The sequence below is a fragment of the Sphaerisporangium sp. NPDC004334 genome (assembly GCF_053602655.1).
On the sequence record NZ_JBSGDZ010000009.1, the window covers coordinates 219,884 to 233,454 of the forward strand.

19 protein-coding genes are annotated in these 13,571 nt (G+C 69.1%); 3 read left to right on the top strand and 16 right to left on the bottom strand.

Annotated elements, in window-relative coordinates:
* Positions 1 to 45: 45 nt before the first annotated feature.
* The 3 genes from ACWEN6_RS13915 to ACWEN6_RS13925 are packed head-to-tail and all read right to left on the bottom strand — an operon-like array spanning position 46 to position 2,040.
* Entirely contained in the window at positions 46 to 627 is a 582-nt protein-coding gene (locus ACWEN6_RS13915; protein ID WP_452570523.1) for a hypothetical protein, read from the bottom strand.
* Entirely contained in the window at positions 624 to 1,352 is a 729-nt protein-coding gene (locus ACWEN6_RS13920) for a DUF2786 domain-containing protein (protein ID WP_452570524.1), read from the bottom strand. Before ACWEN6_RS13920 ends, ACWEN6_RS13915 begins: the two co-directional genes overlap by 4 nt.
* Positions 1,353 to 1,395: 43 nt before the next feature.
* Entirely contained in the window at positions 1,396 to 2,040 is a 645-nt protein-coding gene (locus tag ACWEN6_RS13925; protein ID WP_452570525.1) for a hypothetical protein, read from the bottom strand.
* Positions 2,041 to 2,260: 220 nt separating this feature from the next.
* On the opposite strand from ACWEN6_RS13925, the gene ACWEN6_RS13930 reads away from it, so the two are divergent.
* The 3 genes from ACWEN6_RS13930 (at position 2,261) to ACWEN6_RS13940 (ending at position 4,488) form a co-directional block, all read left to right on the top strand.
* Entirely contained in the window at positions 2,261 to 2,653 is a 393-nt protein-coding gene (locus ACWEN6_RS13930) for a hypothetical protein (protein ID WP_452570526.1), read from the top strand.
* Positions 2,654 to 2,834: 181 nt separating this feature from the next.
* Positions 2,835 to 3,686, top strand: a complete 852-nt coding sequence (locus ACWEN6_RS13935) for a ParA family protein (protein ID WP_452570527.1) — start codon at positions 2,835 to 2,837, stop codon at positions 3,684 to 3,686.
* A 1-nt stretch (position 3,687) separates the two neighbouring features.
* Entirely contained in the window at positions 3,688 to 4,488 is an 801-nt protein-coding gene (locus tag ACWEN6_RS13940; protein WP_452570528.1) for a hypothetical protein, read from the top strand.
* A 50-nt stretch (positions 4,489 to 4,538) separates the two neighbouring features.
* Here the strand turns inward: ACWEN6_RS13940 and ACWEN6_RS13945 are convergent, their stop codons facing one another.
* The 13 genes from ACWEN6_RS13945 to ACWEN6_RS14005 form a co-directional block, all read right to left on the bottom strand.
* Positions 4,539 to 4,757 carry a hypothetical protein gene (locus ACWEN6_RS13945; RefSeq protein WP_452570529.1) on the bottom strand — a complete coding sequence of 73 codons (219 nt, stop codon included), beginning with the start codon at positions 4,755 to 4,757 and terminating at the stop codon, positions 4,539 to 4,541.
* Positions 4,754 to 5,821, bottom strand: a complete 1,068-nt coding sequence (locus ACWEN6_RS13950; RefSeq protein WP_452570530.1) for a hypothetical protein — start codon at positions 5,819 to 5,821, stop codon at positions 4,754 to 4,756. The genes ACWEN6_RS13945 and ACWEN6_RS13950 overlap by 4 nt, the downstream gene beginning before the upstream one ends.
* 238 nt (positions 5,822 to 6,059) lie before the next feature.
* Positions 6,060 to 6,698: a hypothetical protein gene (locus ACWEN6_RS13955; protein WP_452570531.1), complete on the bottom strand. Its 639-nt coding sequence runs from the start codon at positions 6,696 to 6,698 to the stop codon at positions 6,060 to 6,062.
* A gap of 13 nt (positions 6,699 to 6,711) precedes the next feature.
* Complete coding sequence (locus ACWEN6_RS13960; RefSeq protein WP_452570532.1) at positions 6,712 to 7,116, bottom strand: hypothetical protein; 405 nt, start codon at positions 7,114 to 7,116, stop codon at positions 6,712 to 6,714.
* On the bottom strand, positions 7,113 to 7,373 hold the full coding sequence (locus ACWEN6_RS13965; RefSeq protein WP_452570533.1) for a hypothetical protein: 261 nt from the start codon (positions 7,371 to 7,373) through the stop codon (positions 7,113 to 7,115). The genes ACWEN6_RS13960 and ACWEN6_RS13965 overlap by 4 nt, the downstream gene beginning before the upstream one ends.
* Before the next feature lie 84 nt (positions 7,374 to 7,457).
* Positions 7,458 to 7,913 carry a hypothetical protein gene (locus ACWEN6_RS13970; RefSeq protein ID WP_452570534.1) on the bottom strand — a complete coding sequence of 152 codons (456 nt, stop codon included), beginning with the start codon at positions 7,911 to 7,913 and terminating at the stop codon, positions 7,458 to 7,460.
* Positions 7,910 to 8,665, bottom strand: a complete 756-nt coding sequence (locus ACWEN6_RS13975) for a hypothetical protein (protein ID WP_452570535.1) — start codon at positions 8,663 to 8,665, stop codon at positions 7,910 to 7,912. Before ACWEN6_RS13975 ends, ACWEN6_RS13970 begins: the two co-directional genes overlap by 4 nt.
* Positions 8,662 to 9,213: a hypothetical protein gene (locus ACWEN6_RS13980; RefSeq protein WP_452570536.1), complete on the bottom strand. Its 552-nt coding sequence runs from the start codon at positions 9,211 to 9,213 to the stop codon at positions 8,662 to 8,664. Before ACWEN6_RS13980 ends, ACWEN6_RS13975 begins: the two co-directional genes overlap by 4 nt.
* Before the next feature lie 72 nt (positions 9,214 to 9,285).
* Entirely contained in the window at positions 9,286 to 9,933 is a 648-nt protein-coding gene (locus ACWEN6_RS13985; RefSeq protein ID WP_452570537.1) for a DNA-directed RNA polymerase subunit alpha C-terminal domain-containing protein, read from the bottom strand.
* Between the two features lie 25 nt (positions 9,934 to 9,958).
* A complete protein-coding gene (locus ACWEN6_RS13990) occupies positions 9,959 to 11,557 on the bottom strand; it encodes a DUF3560 domain-containing protein (protein WP_452570538.1) in 1,599 nt (532 codons plus the stop codon).
* A 65-nt stretch (positions 11,558 to 11,622) separates the two neighbouring features.
* Positions 11,623 to 12,282, bottom strand: coding sequence for a hypothetical protein (locus ACWEN6_RS13995; protein WP_452570539.1), 660 nt, complete (start codon positions 12,280 to 12,282; stop codon positions 11,623 to 11,625).
* Positions 12,279 to 12,884: a hypothetical protein gene (locus tag ACWEN6_RS14000; RefSeq protein WP_452570540.1), complete on the bottom strand. Its 606-nt coding sequence runs from the start codon at positions 12,882 to 12,884 to the stop codon at positions 12,279 to 12,281. The genes ACWEN6_RS13995 and ACWEN6_RS14000 overlap by 4 nt, the downstream gene beginning before the upstream one ends.
* Positions 12,881 to 13,561: an ArdC family protein gene (locus tag ACWEN6_RS14005; RefSeq protein ID WP_452570541.1), complete on the bottom strand. Its 681-nt coding sequence runs from the start codon at positions 13,559 to 13,561 to the stop codon at positions 12,881 to 12,883. Before ACWEN6_RS14005 ends, ACWEN6_RS14000 begins: the two co-directional genes overlap by 4 nt.
* Positions 13,562 to 13,571 lie beyond the last annotated feature (10 nt).

The window sequence follows — 13,571 nt, forward strand, 5'->3', positions numbered from 1 at the left end:
GAGAAGGGCTGCGGGAGCCGCGCAACGCGGCTCCCGCCTGGGGGTTCAGGTGAGGTCGGTGATGAGCTGACGGACGGCGTTGGCGCCCTTCGCGTGGTGTTTCTCCTGCGTCCGGTTGTTGGTGATGCTGGCGCGGAGGATCCGCCCGGACTTGAAGCCCAGGACGATGCGGCCGGTCAGGTGACGGGGACCGTCCAGGTGCAGGCTCACCTCGACCTGCCCGGCGAACGGTCTGCGGCACTGGGTGGTGAACCCGCGCTCGCGGGCGAGGTTGAGCACGCCGCGGGCGATGGGGGTCATGGTGGTCCGCTTCTCCTGCTCGTCGGGTTCCTGGACGGGCGGACGGGCGCCGAGTTCGGCGAACATCTGCTTCGTCGGGTCGGGGGTGGACACCAGGACGACCAGCGCGTTCTTCGACAGTGAGGTGACGCCGGACTCCCGTTCCCCGCCGTCGTCGCCGGTGGTCTTCCACGCGACGGCGTACAGGCTGTGCCAACTGGCCGGGTCGGCGAGGTTGATGTCGTCGACCTCGACCTCAGGCGGGTGGTGGTTGGGGAGTCTGACCACGTCGCCGGGGCTGAGCTGCCACAGCTCCATCGGGTCGACCCTGCGGCGGCGTAGCTTCATGTGAGCCGCCTGCGCTGGTCGCCGCCGACGCGGGTCTGCCCGATGTCGGCGCGGTTGCCCTCTTCCATTCCGGCGTTCCACCCCGCGGCGCTGCGCAGCGTGCGGGCCCTGCCCGTGGCCACGTCCGGGTGGAGCCGATCGAACTCCTGGTCGACCAAGGCAGCCCGGTCGCGGAGCACGAGTTCCACCGACCTCCCGCTTTCTGATGGGCTTTCCTGTGTGCTTGCGTCTTTTAGCGCGGCTTGCAGGCGGGCGCTGACGCTGGCGGCGAACCCGGCGGTCAGCGACTTGCGGAAGGTGATGGTGGCCACGCCCGGCGGGGGCTTCCTGGAGCTGACGGCGTTCTTCATTTGCAGCAGCAGTGAGCCGTACAGCATCCACACCAGTTCAACATCGCAGGCGTAGCCGACGATCTGGACCGTCCGCGTTCCGCCCCGGCCGGAGTAAACGGTCCGACAGTTCTTGGCCGTGGCGATGGCGTTGAGCAGGACATTCTTGTCCACCTCGTAGGGGGCGGAGATGACGATGCAGCGGGTGGTGATGTCGTCGCGGAGCTGGCCGGCGTCGGCGAGCATGGCCCGCTCGACGCCGTACTTCGCCATGAGCCGTATGGCCTGCTCGCTGGCGTGCTCGGCTTCCTTCGGGCCGGTGCCCGGGTGCTCGGCGAGCGCCAGGAGCTTTCGGATGCGTTCGAGCTGTTTGTCGCTGGCGGTGGTGTCACTCAACGGGTCTCCTTGGGTGGGTGGGATCGTCGTCGCTGGCGGGGGTCTACCAGGGGCCGAGGCGGCTGGTCCAGTCGTCCCATTGGCCGGGGTCCAGGCCGAGCGCGGCGGGGTTGATGAGGCGGTAGCCCTCGCAGCCGACTGCCAGGTAGCGGGCGCAGAAGACGTGGCTCGGGTCATCTGGGGTGACCTGCCGGTCGCATTGGGGGCAGAAATCGGTCAGCCAGCGGCGGATCTTGTCGGGGGTCTCCTCGATGGCCTTGGCGACGGCGGCGAGGTAGGTCAGGGTGTCGGAGTGCAGGAGCAGAGCGCCGCCTTCCACCACGTCCTGGTCGGTCGCGTTGAGGTAGCTGCCTTCGGTGCCGAGATGGTCCATCCACAGGTCCGGGTTCTCGCGCAGGTAGTCGCGGATCGAGGCCGGTCCGACGCCGGTGGGGACGGGCAGTACGAGCTGGAGGCGATGGGTGACCAGTTCGGTGACGTCGAGCCGCACGGTGACGTTCTCGCGGGGAAGCGCCTGTTCGACGTCGGCCGGTGGTGCGGGATCGCAGGCGAGGGCGTATTCGGGGTAGTCGGGGGGAAGGTCGTGACGCCAACGGTCGGGGCGGCCGTCTTTGGCGAGGTTCTCGATGTCGAGGCCGCAGTACCGGCAAGCGGCGCGTGTCACGACGGGGGGATTCGCTGCGTTCATGATCACCTTTCTCATGAAGATCGATCTAGACCCGATCTTACCATTCAGTTACGCATACAGAAGCATTACGAGTAGTCACACCCCTATCGGGTTGGTATATGGCAGACGATCGCGGCCGGTGATTGCACCGCCGCAAGCGGATCCGCAAGCGCATAAGATTGCGCGAAAGCAAAACCTGTGAGATATCACTGGCAGACGCCGACCGCGGGAGATCACCGATATGGCCAACAAACAGCCCGAACTGCCACAGGCGCTGTTCGCCCAGCCGGGTGACCCCCTGCCGGCCAAAGCCGCACCCGCACGTCGACGTGGCGACGAACGCGCCACAACCACCGGCGGCCGGCGGCGATTCGCAACCGTCCCCCCGGCACGAGTCACCGTCAGCACCCGCCTTCTTCCGCTGACCGACGCGCGGCTCACCCTCGCTGTCGAAGCGATGGGCCTAGGCCCGCAGGAGTTCTTCGAGACGATCATCAACGCCGCCTGCGACAAGATGAACATCCCCACCGACCCGGCGCAGAACGAAGCACTGGCCGCCGCTCTCGCCGACAGCCAGTCCCGGGCACGCATCGCCAACCCCAGGGCGAAAGGCAAGCCCACCACTACCGCCTGAACCGCGATGCTGGGCTGCCGAAGGGGTCACCAGCGCCCCGAAGGGCCGTCATCCCCGAACCGGGACGACGGCCCTTCGACATTCCGGCGCCGATGTCCCTGAAACGCGGCACCACGTCCCTAGGATGTCCAATGCGTTCCGACTCCCTCGCCGGCCCGCACTCTTCACAGGAAGGCCACCCATGACCACCACACCCCCGCGTAGGCGAGCGCGGCGAATAGCCGTCGGCAACAACAAAGGCGGCAGCGGAAAGACCGCGGTCACCGTCAACCTGGCCGCAGCTTTCGCCGAGAAGGGCCAGGACGTCCTCGTGGTCGACCTCGACCCGCAGGGCAACGCGGGCCGGCGTCTTGGCCATGTCGAAGATCCCAGCAACCCGCAACCCACGGTCTCAGAAGCCGTGAAGGCCGACGCCCAAGGATGCGCAGCCGACGCCTTTGCTGACATCGGCTGGCCTCACCCCTATTCCGAGCGCATCACCCTGCTGCCCTCACGGGAAGACCTGGAAAACCGCACTCTGGAGGCCGGAGCTCTCGGCGCGGTGCTGCGGCTGGCGACAGCCTTGGACGGGGCAGACGACGAATTCGACGTGGTCCTTATCGACTGCCCGCCGAACCTGGGCCATCTCACCCAGCTTGCTCTCGCCGCCGCCGACTTCGTGCTGTGTGTCATGGATGCCGAATACGACGGCATCGACGGGGCGGTGAAGCTCCGCGACTTCGTCAACTCCAAGCGCAAACTGCTCCACAACCCCAGCCTGGAGATGGCGGGATACATCGTTGATCGGGTCGACACCAGGACAGGCGCCCACCGGTTCCAGGTCGAGACCACGATCCCCGAGCTGTTCGGCGACCAGATGTGGCAGCCGGTGATCCCTGAGCGGGTCGCGATCAAGGACGCCGCGGACGCCGCTCCTCCGATCCCCCTTCGTGGCCTGGGCCGAGATGGTGAGGAGATGGCGACGCGCTTCGACCAGCTCGCCACGCGTTTGGCGGTCCGTGTCGGACTTGAGCTCCCGGCTGCAGTGAACTGACATGGTGAAGCCGACACGAGCGCGCCCCGCCGGGACTTCCCGGCTCGTAGCGCAGCCCGAGCAGGTAATCGCTGGAGATCAGGCCGCAGCTCCGCAACAGGCTCTTGCCGAAGCTGAGGCCGCGTCACCGGTCCAGCTCCCAGCGGCAGTAGAGGTGCTGGGAAACAAATTTGTTTCCCAGCTCGACGCCGACTCCTCGCTGCAGGACATCGAGACGCGTATCACGACCATCACCAACGAGTACGTCGCCGAAGTCGGCCAGCTACTCGGACTGGTCCGCGACAACGAGAAGTGGAGCACAGCCGATTACACCTCGTGGGAGGAGTACCTGCGCCTCCGCTGGGACTGGACACCTCAGTACGCCAACCTGCTCATCCGGCTCGTACCCATGGTTAAGGCGCTCAGCGAGTATTCCGACCGCCCCATCAACGCCAGCCAGGGCAAAGAGCTGTGGCCGGTGTGGACACAGGACGACGGCCGTAGCAAGGTGATCGAGGTGTTCAAGGCCACGCCGGGGAAGAAGTCAGGCGCGGCACTGAAACGCACCGCCATCGCGATGGGCTACCTCACGCAGGAACCGGAGGGCGCGCCCGCGCCGTCCGACCCGCCTCTGCCTCGCAGTTACGCCCGCTTCCGCGAGTTCGCGGAGCTCGTCAACGAGCGTGACGGTGCGCACCTTATCGAGGTGGCCAAGGCAGATCCCGACTGGGGAAAGGGGGCCCTGCTTCCCGCGCTCCGGCAGGCCGTATGGACGCTGGAGTCGGAGTTCGGCAGCGGGGACGATACGGCCGGCCAGGAATGACGCGAGGACGAACGGGGCGGGAACCGCAGCGGTTCCCGCCCCTCGCCGTGTCATGAGCTCTCGTCGGCCTCCATGACCGTCCATCCGTCCTCGGTCAGGTCGTTCCTCCAGCTCTCCAGGTCGTGGGGCAAGGCAACGCTCCCACCTGCCGATGTCCCGTCCACGGTGTACTCGATGGTGTAGAAACCCATCTCTGCGCCGCCATCGATGTGCACGCTAGGCGCCTTACGGATGGTCGCGATGCGGGAAGCCTGAGCGTGCTCGGTCATGCCTGACCCACCTGGTCGAGAGTGAACGGCACGAAGGCCCCGGACAGCACACCAGCCTCCACCAGATCCCGCAGCTCGTCGTCCGTAGGATGGGTGGGTACCTTCGGCACTTCCAGGTCACCCCTGTCGGGGCCGACGAGTAGCAGGATCTCGTCACGCCCGGCCGCGGCCGCGGCCCACTCCGCTGGCACGTCGACCGGTCCGAGGAACAGGTGATGCGGTTCCTCCCCCTCGGTCGGCTCGGTCATGCGCACGGCGGCCCACTGCGGGGTGAGAGCGCTCGGGTAGCCCTGGACGACCCTGACCGACCATCCTGGATCGGCTGAGGCGGTGATCATCAGCTCATCGAACTCGAACACCATGACGTCCTCGAAGCCGGCCGGCATCCACAGCGCCAGTGCCAGTTCCGACAGCCACGGCCCAGCCCCTACGCCATGGTCTTCGGTCACTTCGGCGCTGACGAGAAACGCCGGCGCCGGGGGCAGCTCGGGGTCGTGGTAGCGCAGCATGACCGGCCGCGCGGTGATGGCCAGCTCGGCTTCCACCTCGGGTCTGGCACTGGCCGGCAGGGCCATCTTGTTTGGGCCGTGCGGGATGTCGATCTGCACCGCCCACACCACCCGGGACGGCGCGCAGCGGGCATGGTGCCGCTCCGAGGCCAGCAGGGCGGTGACGGGACTGAGGTCGGGGTCGTAAGACGCGACGTGCAGTTGCAGGCTGGTGTCCTCGGCGCGGACGTCTCCGTCGTCGCCGCAAGTGCCGCACTCGTACACCGGGGCCCAGTTGGCGAGCACGGACCGGTGGTCCCGCATGTTGTCCACGCTGATGCCGCGCCAGCCCACGCCGCGGAAGAACCGCGTCACGTCGTCCGACAGGACGTAGCGGAGTTGGCCGAAGCGCTGCCAGTCGGCGCGGAGCGCGGCCAGCGCGTCCTGGTAAGACTCCCCGGTCTGGGCTTGGCGGCGGCGGGCCGCGCGCTGAAGATCGCGGTCGTTCGACATGTTCTCGTCCACTCCGGCGGCGGCTCTGCCCACGCTCTGGCCCCCGCCCGGGTTGAGATACACGTACGCGATCGCGTCGGAATCCGGTGAGGAGGTTCGTCGCTCGTCGTGGTCGCCGCTACCCCGGTGTGCGCCGTCCCCGCGTGGGCAGGCCGGCTCGGGATCCGCGCAGTGCGCGGGCTGGAACGTCAGCACCCGCAATCTACACCAGCCCACCGGGAAAACGACGGCCCCGCAGAAAATCCGCGGGGCCGGTCGCTGAGCGCTCACCGCGGCCGAGGTGCCGCGTAGTGGCCGCCGGTCACAAGTTCGCCATCGGGCCGTGCCGCTCCGACCGGGAACACGCCCAGCCCTCGATCAGCTCGGCTCCCTCGTGCCGAACGAGCCATTGGTCGGCCATCTTCTCCCAGCCGCCGAGGTCGTCGGTGACCTCACCGAGGATGGATGCGAGGGTCTCGGCGACCTCCACGACGCCGGGGCCGTCGAGAAGCCACCGCCGCAGCGTGGCCACGCACACCTCCAGCGCCGCCTGGTCAACCCGGCCGGCGGTGATGTCGCCGCCGAGCCACTGCACGCGGCCCACGGTGGCCGACTCCCACGAGCCGGGCCGGCCTGCCACGAGCAGATGGTCGCTGCGGTTGGGGGTGCGTTCGATGCACTCCATGCCGATCTGATACAGCGCTACCAGGACCGTGCCCATCGCCTTGCGCCCCGCCCCGGTGAGGGCCTGCCGCAAGGCGTCACAGTCTTCGGACGGCGGAGCCACGACCTCGCGGATCGGGCCGCGCTGCTCGCGGAGCTGCGCGAGCGTCATCTCCCCGAGGTCGCGGCGCGGGTAGGTGTCGTAGTGCTCGGGGATGTCCTGGTACGCGGGATGGTGAAGCCAGCCTTCCCCTTCGGCGTCAACGACGCGGTAGGGCGGGCTTTCGCTGCTGCTCATGAGGGCTCCGAGGTCAGACGGGGACGAATTCCAGGTGGTCGTATCCGGCCCAGGAGTCCTCGTCTCCGGTGAGGATGGGCCAGCCACGGTCGGCGGCCAAATGCGCGGTGTGGGCGTGATGCACGGGAACCGCGTTCGGATGCTCGGCGAACTGGGCGGCCGAGGGCATCCGCAGCACGTCCTCTACGGTGAGAGAAGCGACCTGGACCGCGCCGAACTCGGTCAGCCACAGCAGCTCGTCGACTGGCGGATCGGCGATGATCGCGGCTTGGGCCAGCGCGGCGGCGGGGAGCAGGATGGTGTCGCCGTCGCTGGCCAGGATGTTCAGCGCGGCGCGGGCCTGCTGGCCGTCCTTGTCGGGGGTGAGGATTTTCAGGATGGCCGACAGGTCGGGGATGAATCCGCCGACGGGGTTCACGCGGCTGCCGTCTTGCGCCGGGCGGCGTTGATGCGCTGACGCAGTTCCTGCTCCATGAGGCTGTAGCCCTCAGGATCGGCGGCTTTGTCCTGTTCGATTTTCCGGGCGAGGCGCTCCCGGGCGCGCCGGTCGGCATCGGCGCGTTCTTGAGCCAGGCGGGTGAAGTAGGCGGACACGGTGCTGTTATGCGCGTCAGCCCAGTCCTGCGCCTGCTGGTACACGGTGTCCGGCACGCTGATGCTTAACTTGGCGGTCATACCAGCACCATACCCAGTATGACCTCGCTGGAACAGCAGAAACGCCGGGGCGCGGACCACTATCCGGTCCGCGCCCCGTGTCCTCTATGCGTTGCGTTCAGCGCCGGCGATGAGGGCTTCCACCGCGCCCTCTGCCGGCTGCAACTCGGCGAGGGGTGGTTCCCAGGTCGGTTTGGTGGCGACCATCGCCAGGAACAGCCAGTCCGGCAATCTAGCCCACGCCTCCGATCTGGCCGCGCTCAGGATGCGGTGGGTTACGACCATTTGGCCGACCGTGCCGTCCAGCTTGCGGTTGGGGCCGCTCAACTCGTACAGCTCCAGGTCCCAGCCGCACCCCCGTTCCCACACCCACCTGTAGATAGCTTGGCGGGGAAAGAAGTCCCGTTGCCCTTCACGGATGATGGGCTGGGCAGCGGCGAAGTGGTCTTCGATGGTGTGGGTCACCCTGTGCCGGGTGACGGTCGTCCAGCCCTGCGAGGTGCCGCCGGGATCGGCCCCCGGTGGCGGGTCGAACAGGGCGTCGCTGTCGTGGCTCATCATCTCTCCAGTTGCCGGGCGGATTCGGGCGCCGCGATGTCGAGGCGGACGGGCTGGATGTACTCGGGAGCGTGGATGGCGACATATCGGGCTCGGCCCAGCGGGTCACGGATGTAGCCGCCGATGTGCAGCCGCGACATGTCGAGGTTGGCCGCGTCGAGGGCGGCGCGGCCATGGGCGCTGTAGCCCTCGATGGCCCCGCTGGGCAGGTTCTCGCCGAACTGGATACGGTAGGCGACCGCGCGGCCGTACGCGGCGATGTAGTCGCGCCGGAATCTGCGCCGCATGCCGACCCGCCACTTCGGGTCGTGGTCCTCCTCGGGCAGCGTTTTGAGGTAGGCGTTGTACGCCTTCACCGCGGCGGCCGCCGCAGCGTCGATCTCTCGCAGCAGATCGGGCAGCACCTCGGCGGCCCGCTCGGCGGAACCGCCGCGCCCGCCGAACCGCAGCTCGAAGTCGCCCCAGGGGAACCGTGGGGATTGGCCAGGGCCGTATACCGGCAGGATGCATCCGTGGGCCTTGACGATCGCGGTGAGCGCGTCGTAGCGGGCTTTGCCGTGGCCTCCGCTGCCGGGCACCTCGAAGTGGTGCCACTCGTACGGCTCGTTACGTTTCTCCTCGGCGAGCCGCCGGCCCAGCACCTCGGCTCGCCGCGCGGCCAACCGGTGCTCGGGGTCGGTGCCCCGGCCGGCGAACTCGCGGTAGGCCGCGACGCGCCTTTCGAGCCGCGCGATGGGGTTCGTCGCTGTGGTCACCACGCGGCCCCCATCTCCAGATGGACGTCGGAGTGGACGTGACCGGAGGCGTCGGTGACGCCCGTGGCCTCCTCGTCCCCCTCAGGAGCATCCGGGTGGGAACTGCAGGTCGGTTCGCACTGCTCACCGGGTTGTGCGTGGCATTCCAGGCACTCCACGGCCAGGCCGCTCTGCTCCGGGGTCTTGCCGAAGTGCCCGACGCGGGTGGTCTGCCCGGCGCCGAACACCATCTCGTGCCAGTGCTCCAGCAGTTCCCACGTGGTGCGGATGTCGTCGGCGTCGCCTTCGCCGTCCTTGACGAACTCGGCCAGGTGACCGACCGCCTCTTCGGTGCAGGGGTAGGTGTCGTTCAGGCTGCGGGTGGTGCAGCGCCCTCGCAGGTGCCGGCACCATACGCCGCAGAACTCGTCGGGGGCCTCTGGCGGGGCGACGGGGGCGGGCGTGTGGATGGTGATGTCGCGGTACCGGTGGGGTTGCGGGCTGGTGGCCGTCCAGAACTCGACGGCACCGGCCGGGGAGGTGACGGCCATGCGGGTCTTGATGGTCATGCGATGTGTGCTCCTCGTTCGAGGAGCGCTGTACGCAAGCACAGCGGCTTGCGTACAGCGCTCCGATGGTGGCTATTCGCCTGCGGGCAGTCCGAGCTGGTCGCGGATGGCGTCACGGACGTCGTCGTACTCGCCCGCCACGTCGCCTCCGGCTGCCTCGGCTGCGGCGTTCAGGCCGTCGATAGTGACCTGCCACCGCCGCAGAGGCATCTTCACCGGATGCTCGGCCGAGTCCGGCGCCTTGCGCAGCAGCAGCAGCTTCAGGTCCCGCAGCGCTCCCACTCCGAAGCCGCGCAGCTCCATGAGGTCGTCGTCGGTGCGGTGGGCGAGCTCGCCGATGGTCCAGATCGGCTCTCTGGCCAGGATGTGGTAGATCCGCGTCGGCAGAGCCAGCGTGCCGATGTGGGTGTCGCCGGGCAGGCCGCTGATGCCGATGACCTCTGCGATGGGCGGCAGGTGGTCCCAGGAGGTCGGCAGGGGCTTGTCGAGCTGGTCCACGATCTGGTCGCGGTGCATGTGCAGGGCCGCGCCGCTGCGGGCTTCCTCGGTGTGCTGGGGGCATCGGGCTTCGTCGTCGTTCAGCTTGTCGCAGTCACGGCAGTCGCCGAGCCACTTCTTCTCCATCAGCTCCTCGCCGCGGTCGGCGAGCGCGTCGAGGACGTCGTTCCACACGTGGGCGGGCAGGGTGATGGTCTTCATCTGCGGCGTGTCGTCGGACATGGGTTTTTCCTTCGGCGAGGGGTGTTCAGCAGGGGATGACGGCGATGACGGTGCGGACGCCGGTCATGGGGGCGAACGCGTCGTCGGGGAGTTCCTCGAACCGGCCGCCGCGCTGTTCGATCTGGTCGCGGAACGAGGTGGCGGCCCGGGTCGTGGAGAAGGTGACGCCGGCGGCCATGACCGCGACGACCAGGCCACCCGGTGCGGCGAACCGCAGGGCGTGGGTGACGTGCATGATGTCCTTGCCGCCTGAGAACGGCGGGTTCATCACCACCCGGTCGAACCGGTCCGGGTAGTGCGACGGGGAGACCTCCAGGAAGTCGCCGGTGGTGACGCCACGCACCCCGGGGACGTCGAACAGGCGGGCCGCCATGCCCGCGTGCTGCTCGACGCAGTCGACCACCGCGCCGAGCTCGGCCGCTGCCCTGGCCAGCATCCCGGTGCCGGCGGACGGTTCCAGCACCGTGGTGCCCTGGCCGATGCCGGCCAGCGACATGACGTGGTCCACGACCAGCGGCGTCGACATGAACGCGTCGGTTCCGCGGGCCACGACCACCGGGGCCTCCTTCAGCTTCTGCAGGGCTGCGGTGTCCACCGGGGCGACCTCGACCTTGCGCGGGGCCGGTTCGGTGGCGGGCCGTGGTGACGGCGCGATGATGACCGGCTTGTCACCGTGGCGGCATTCCACCTGCTTGATGTCGGTGTAGGCGACCTTCGGCGCCCAGTGGTCACGGAACTCGACCCGCACGGTGGTGGGGTTGGTCTTGCTGGCCAGGCCGTTGTACCCCCATGCCCACACCCGGTCCCCGACGTGGACGTTGTGCTTGCCGAACTCGATGAACGCGCCATCGCCGACCGCTGCGGCGAGCTGCGCCTGGTCGTAGGCGAGCTGGTCTTGGAGTTGCGCCTTGCGGGCCAGGAGCTGTTCACGGTGGTCACCGGTCGCGGGGTGGTGGGTTTCGACGTAGTACACGGTGCCGTCGTGCCGGCGGAACACCCGCTCGTAGCCGTCGAGGCCGCGTTGGATACGGCGGAGTTCGGCCTCGGTGGTCTTGATGCGCCGCGCCGTGGTGCCCGGCCGCGCGGAGTGGCGGGCGTTGCGGCCGACCGCGTTGGCCCGGCGCGCTGCGTCCTGCGCGACCTCGTCGTGTTCCACGCTGCGGCGCATCGCGGCGTCCATGCGCTCCTTGTCGCGGCGAGCCCCGCGTTCGGAATGGTGGCCGGCGAGGATGGGCTGGCCACCGGCGAACCGTTCCGAAAGGTCATGCGCCTGCTGATGCGCGGCCGCGGCCTTGCCGGCGTGCCGCCCGGCTTTCGCCGCCAGGGCGTCGCGGCGGTCTTCGAGCCGCTCGGCCTGGTCGGCGAGGACCTGGGCGCGGTCGCGGTGCTCGTCGTCGATCTCGACGCGCACCTCGTGCCCCGCCTCGCGCAGGGCCTCGGCGGCGCCGTTGATGGCGTACCGCTTGGCGGGCCGGTCCCGGGAACCGCGGATGCCGATCATGCCGATCGACGGGAAGTAGCGGAACCCGAACGGCTTGACGATCTCGTACACGCCGTCGCCTTTGACGCTGCCCTCGATGAGGGTGCCGTCCGCGTGGGTGTGCTGGATGGTGACGTCGGCCACGTGGTCTCCTGTGCGTGGTGGGCGGGGCGGCGGTGTGGTGGCCGCCGCCCTGCCGGGTGGGTGGGTCAGTGGGTGGGCTGGGGGTCGTCGGCGGTGCGGCACAGGTCGGCGTGGACCCAGCCGATCTGGTACTGGTCGGCGCGGCCGTCGGCTGCGGCGTGGGTGATCATCGACGCGATCAGCGGCTCCGGGGTGGACTTGCCGACCTTGCCGAGCTCCACGTCGACCGGGACAGGGCGGCCCGGCTTGGTCTCCTGGATCACCCAGGCGCTCGCGGTGACGCCGTGCTCGCACACCGGGATCCCGGTGAAGGCGTCGCGGCGTGGCGGCGCCGGGAGGAACGGCAGGGTGAGCCACCCGTCGTCCCAGGGCAGGCCCATGTTGTGGGCCCATATGCCGAACTGGTCGGGGAACTCGGCGAGGATGGCCGGGACGTCATAGTTGCGGCCCACGCAGCGGGCGTGGACCTTGCGGACGATGGCCTGCGGCGTCAGTTCCACCAGCAGCACGGCATCGTCGGCGTGCCACCGCTCGGCCAGCTCGTGCAGCGGCCCGGCCGCGTAGAAGATGCCGTGGTTGAACTCGCCCTGCCAGGTCGGGTTCCCGGGCAGGGGTCGGGGCGCGTTGGCGACGGCCAGGCGGCGGACGCGGATGGTGTGGTCGTGTTCGCCCCACCCGGGGGTCCCCGCCAGGACGTGCCGGGTGGCCAGTTCGATGGTCGTCATGCGTTGCTCCAGGGAAGGTCGAGACGGCGGATGATCCGCAGGTCGAAGTCGCCGGCGCCGCTTGGGCCGCCCTTGGACACCAGGCGGATGTCCGCGTCGGGCACCGTGATGGCCAGGCCGCGGAGCCGGCCCGAGGGGCTGGTCGACAGCTCGTAGTGCTGCATGGGGTAGGTGATGGTCCAGAACGGCGGCACCGGCGCTGCCGCGCGGATGTGGTCGTCGACGGTGATGGTCCAGGTGTCGCATATGCAGGCCGAGTCGCCGCAACGCCGCTGGTAGTGACCCGCGGGGCGGTGAGCGGCCAGGCGGCCACGCAGCATCGGGCAGGTCTGCACGCTGTAGGCGCTGCATTCGGGGTGCTCGGCCGGCTCGCTGATGTAGCCGTAGTGGAAGTCCTGCGTCTTGGCGGTGGCCACGGCCTGGTCGAGCAGTGGTTCCCCGCACAGCTGGCAGCGCCGCTGCTGCAGCAGGTCGAACACCACGTCATGGTCGACGGCGCCGAGGATGGGGGTGCCGTTGCGGTGGTGCAGGGTGATGCGGGGCACGATCATGCCGTTGTGGGTGGGCAGGTGCGCCAGGTGGCCGGGGATGGTCGTGCTCACAACTCCACCGCCCCGTCCTCGCCGTCCTCGTCGCCGTCGTCTTCGGCCAGGGCGAACGCGACGGCGTACACCTCCTCGAGAGGGGGCTCGATGCCGGGCCGCAGATCGAACACCGCGCAGTCGGCAGGGCAGCCGTCGCCGGTGGGGTCCTCCGGCGGGTTGGTGCCGCAGTAGATGCACGTCTCGATGGGGATGGTGCTGCGGACGTCGTAGGTGCCGTTGGACACCTTGTACTTCGGCCGTTTGTCCTCGGCCTTGTGCTCTGCCTCCTCGCGTGGCTTGCCCTCCTCGGCGTCCTTGTCCTTGTCCTTGCCGATGTAGACGAAGATGCCGAGGGCCTTGGTCGGCCGCTCGGAGGTGCCCTTGCGGACTCTTCGACCCTGCTCACGCCAGTAGTCGAACGACCCGACGTGGGAGATGGCGGGATTCTGCCCCCACAGCAGCACCGCGTTGCGCAGCGTGTACTTGGCTCCCTCGTAGGAGCCGGCGCCGATGGACGCGCACACCTTGACGAAGGTGTGCGCCGCAGCGGGGTCGGTGAGGATGCGCATGGCTGCGGCGCGCTGCAGCTCCTTCAGGTCGCCGACGCGGGCGGCCTTGCGGGCCTTCCACGCGGCGCGTTCCTCCTCGGTCATCTGGGGGCGTCGGCGGCGGGGCTTGCTGGTGGTACGTGCCATGGGTGGGTGT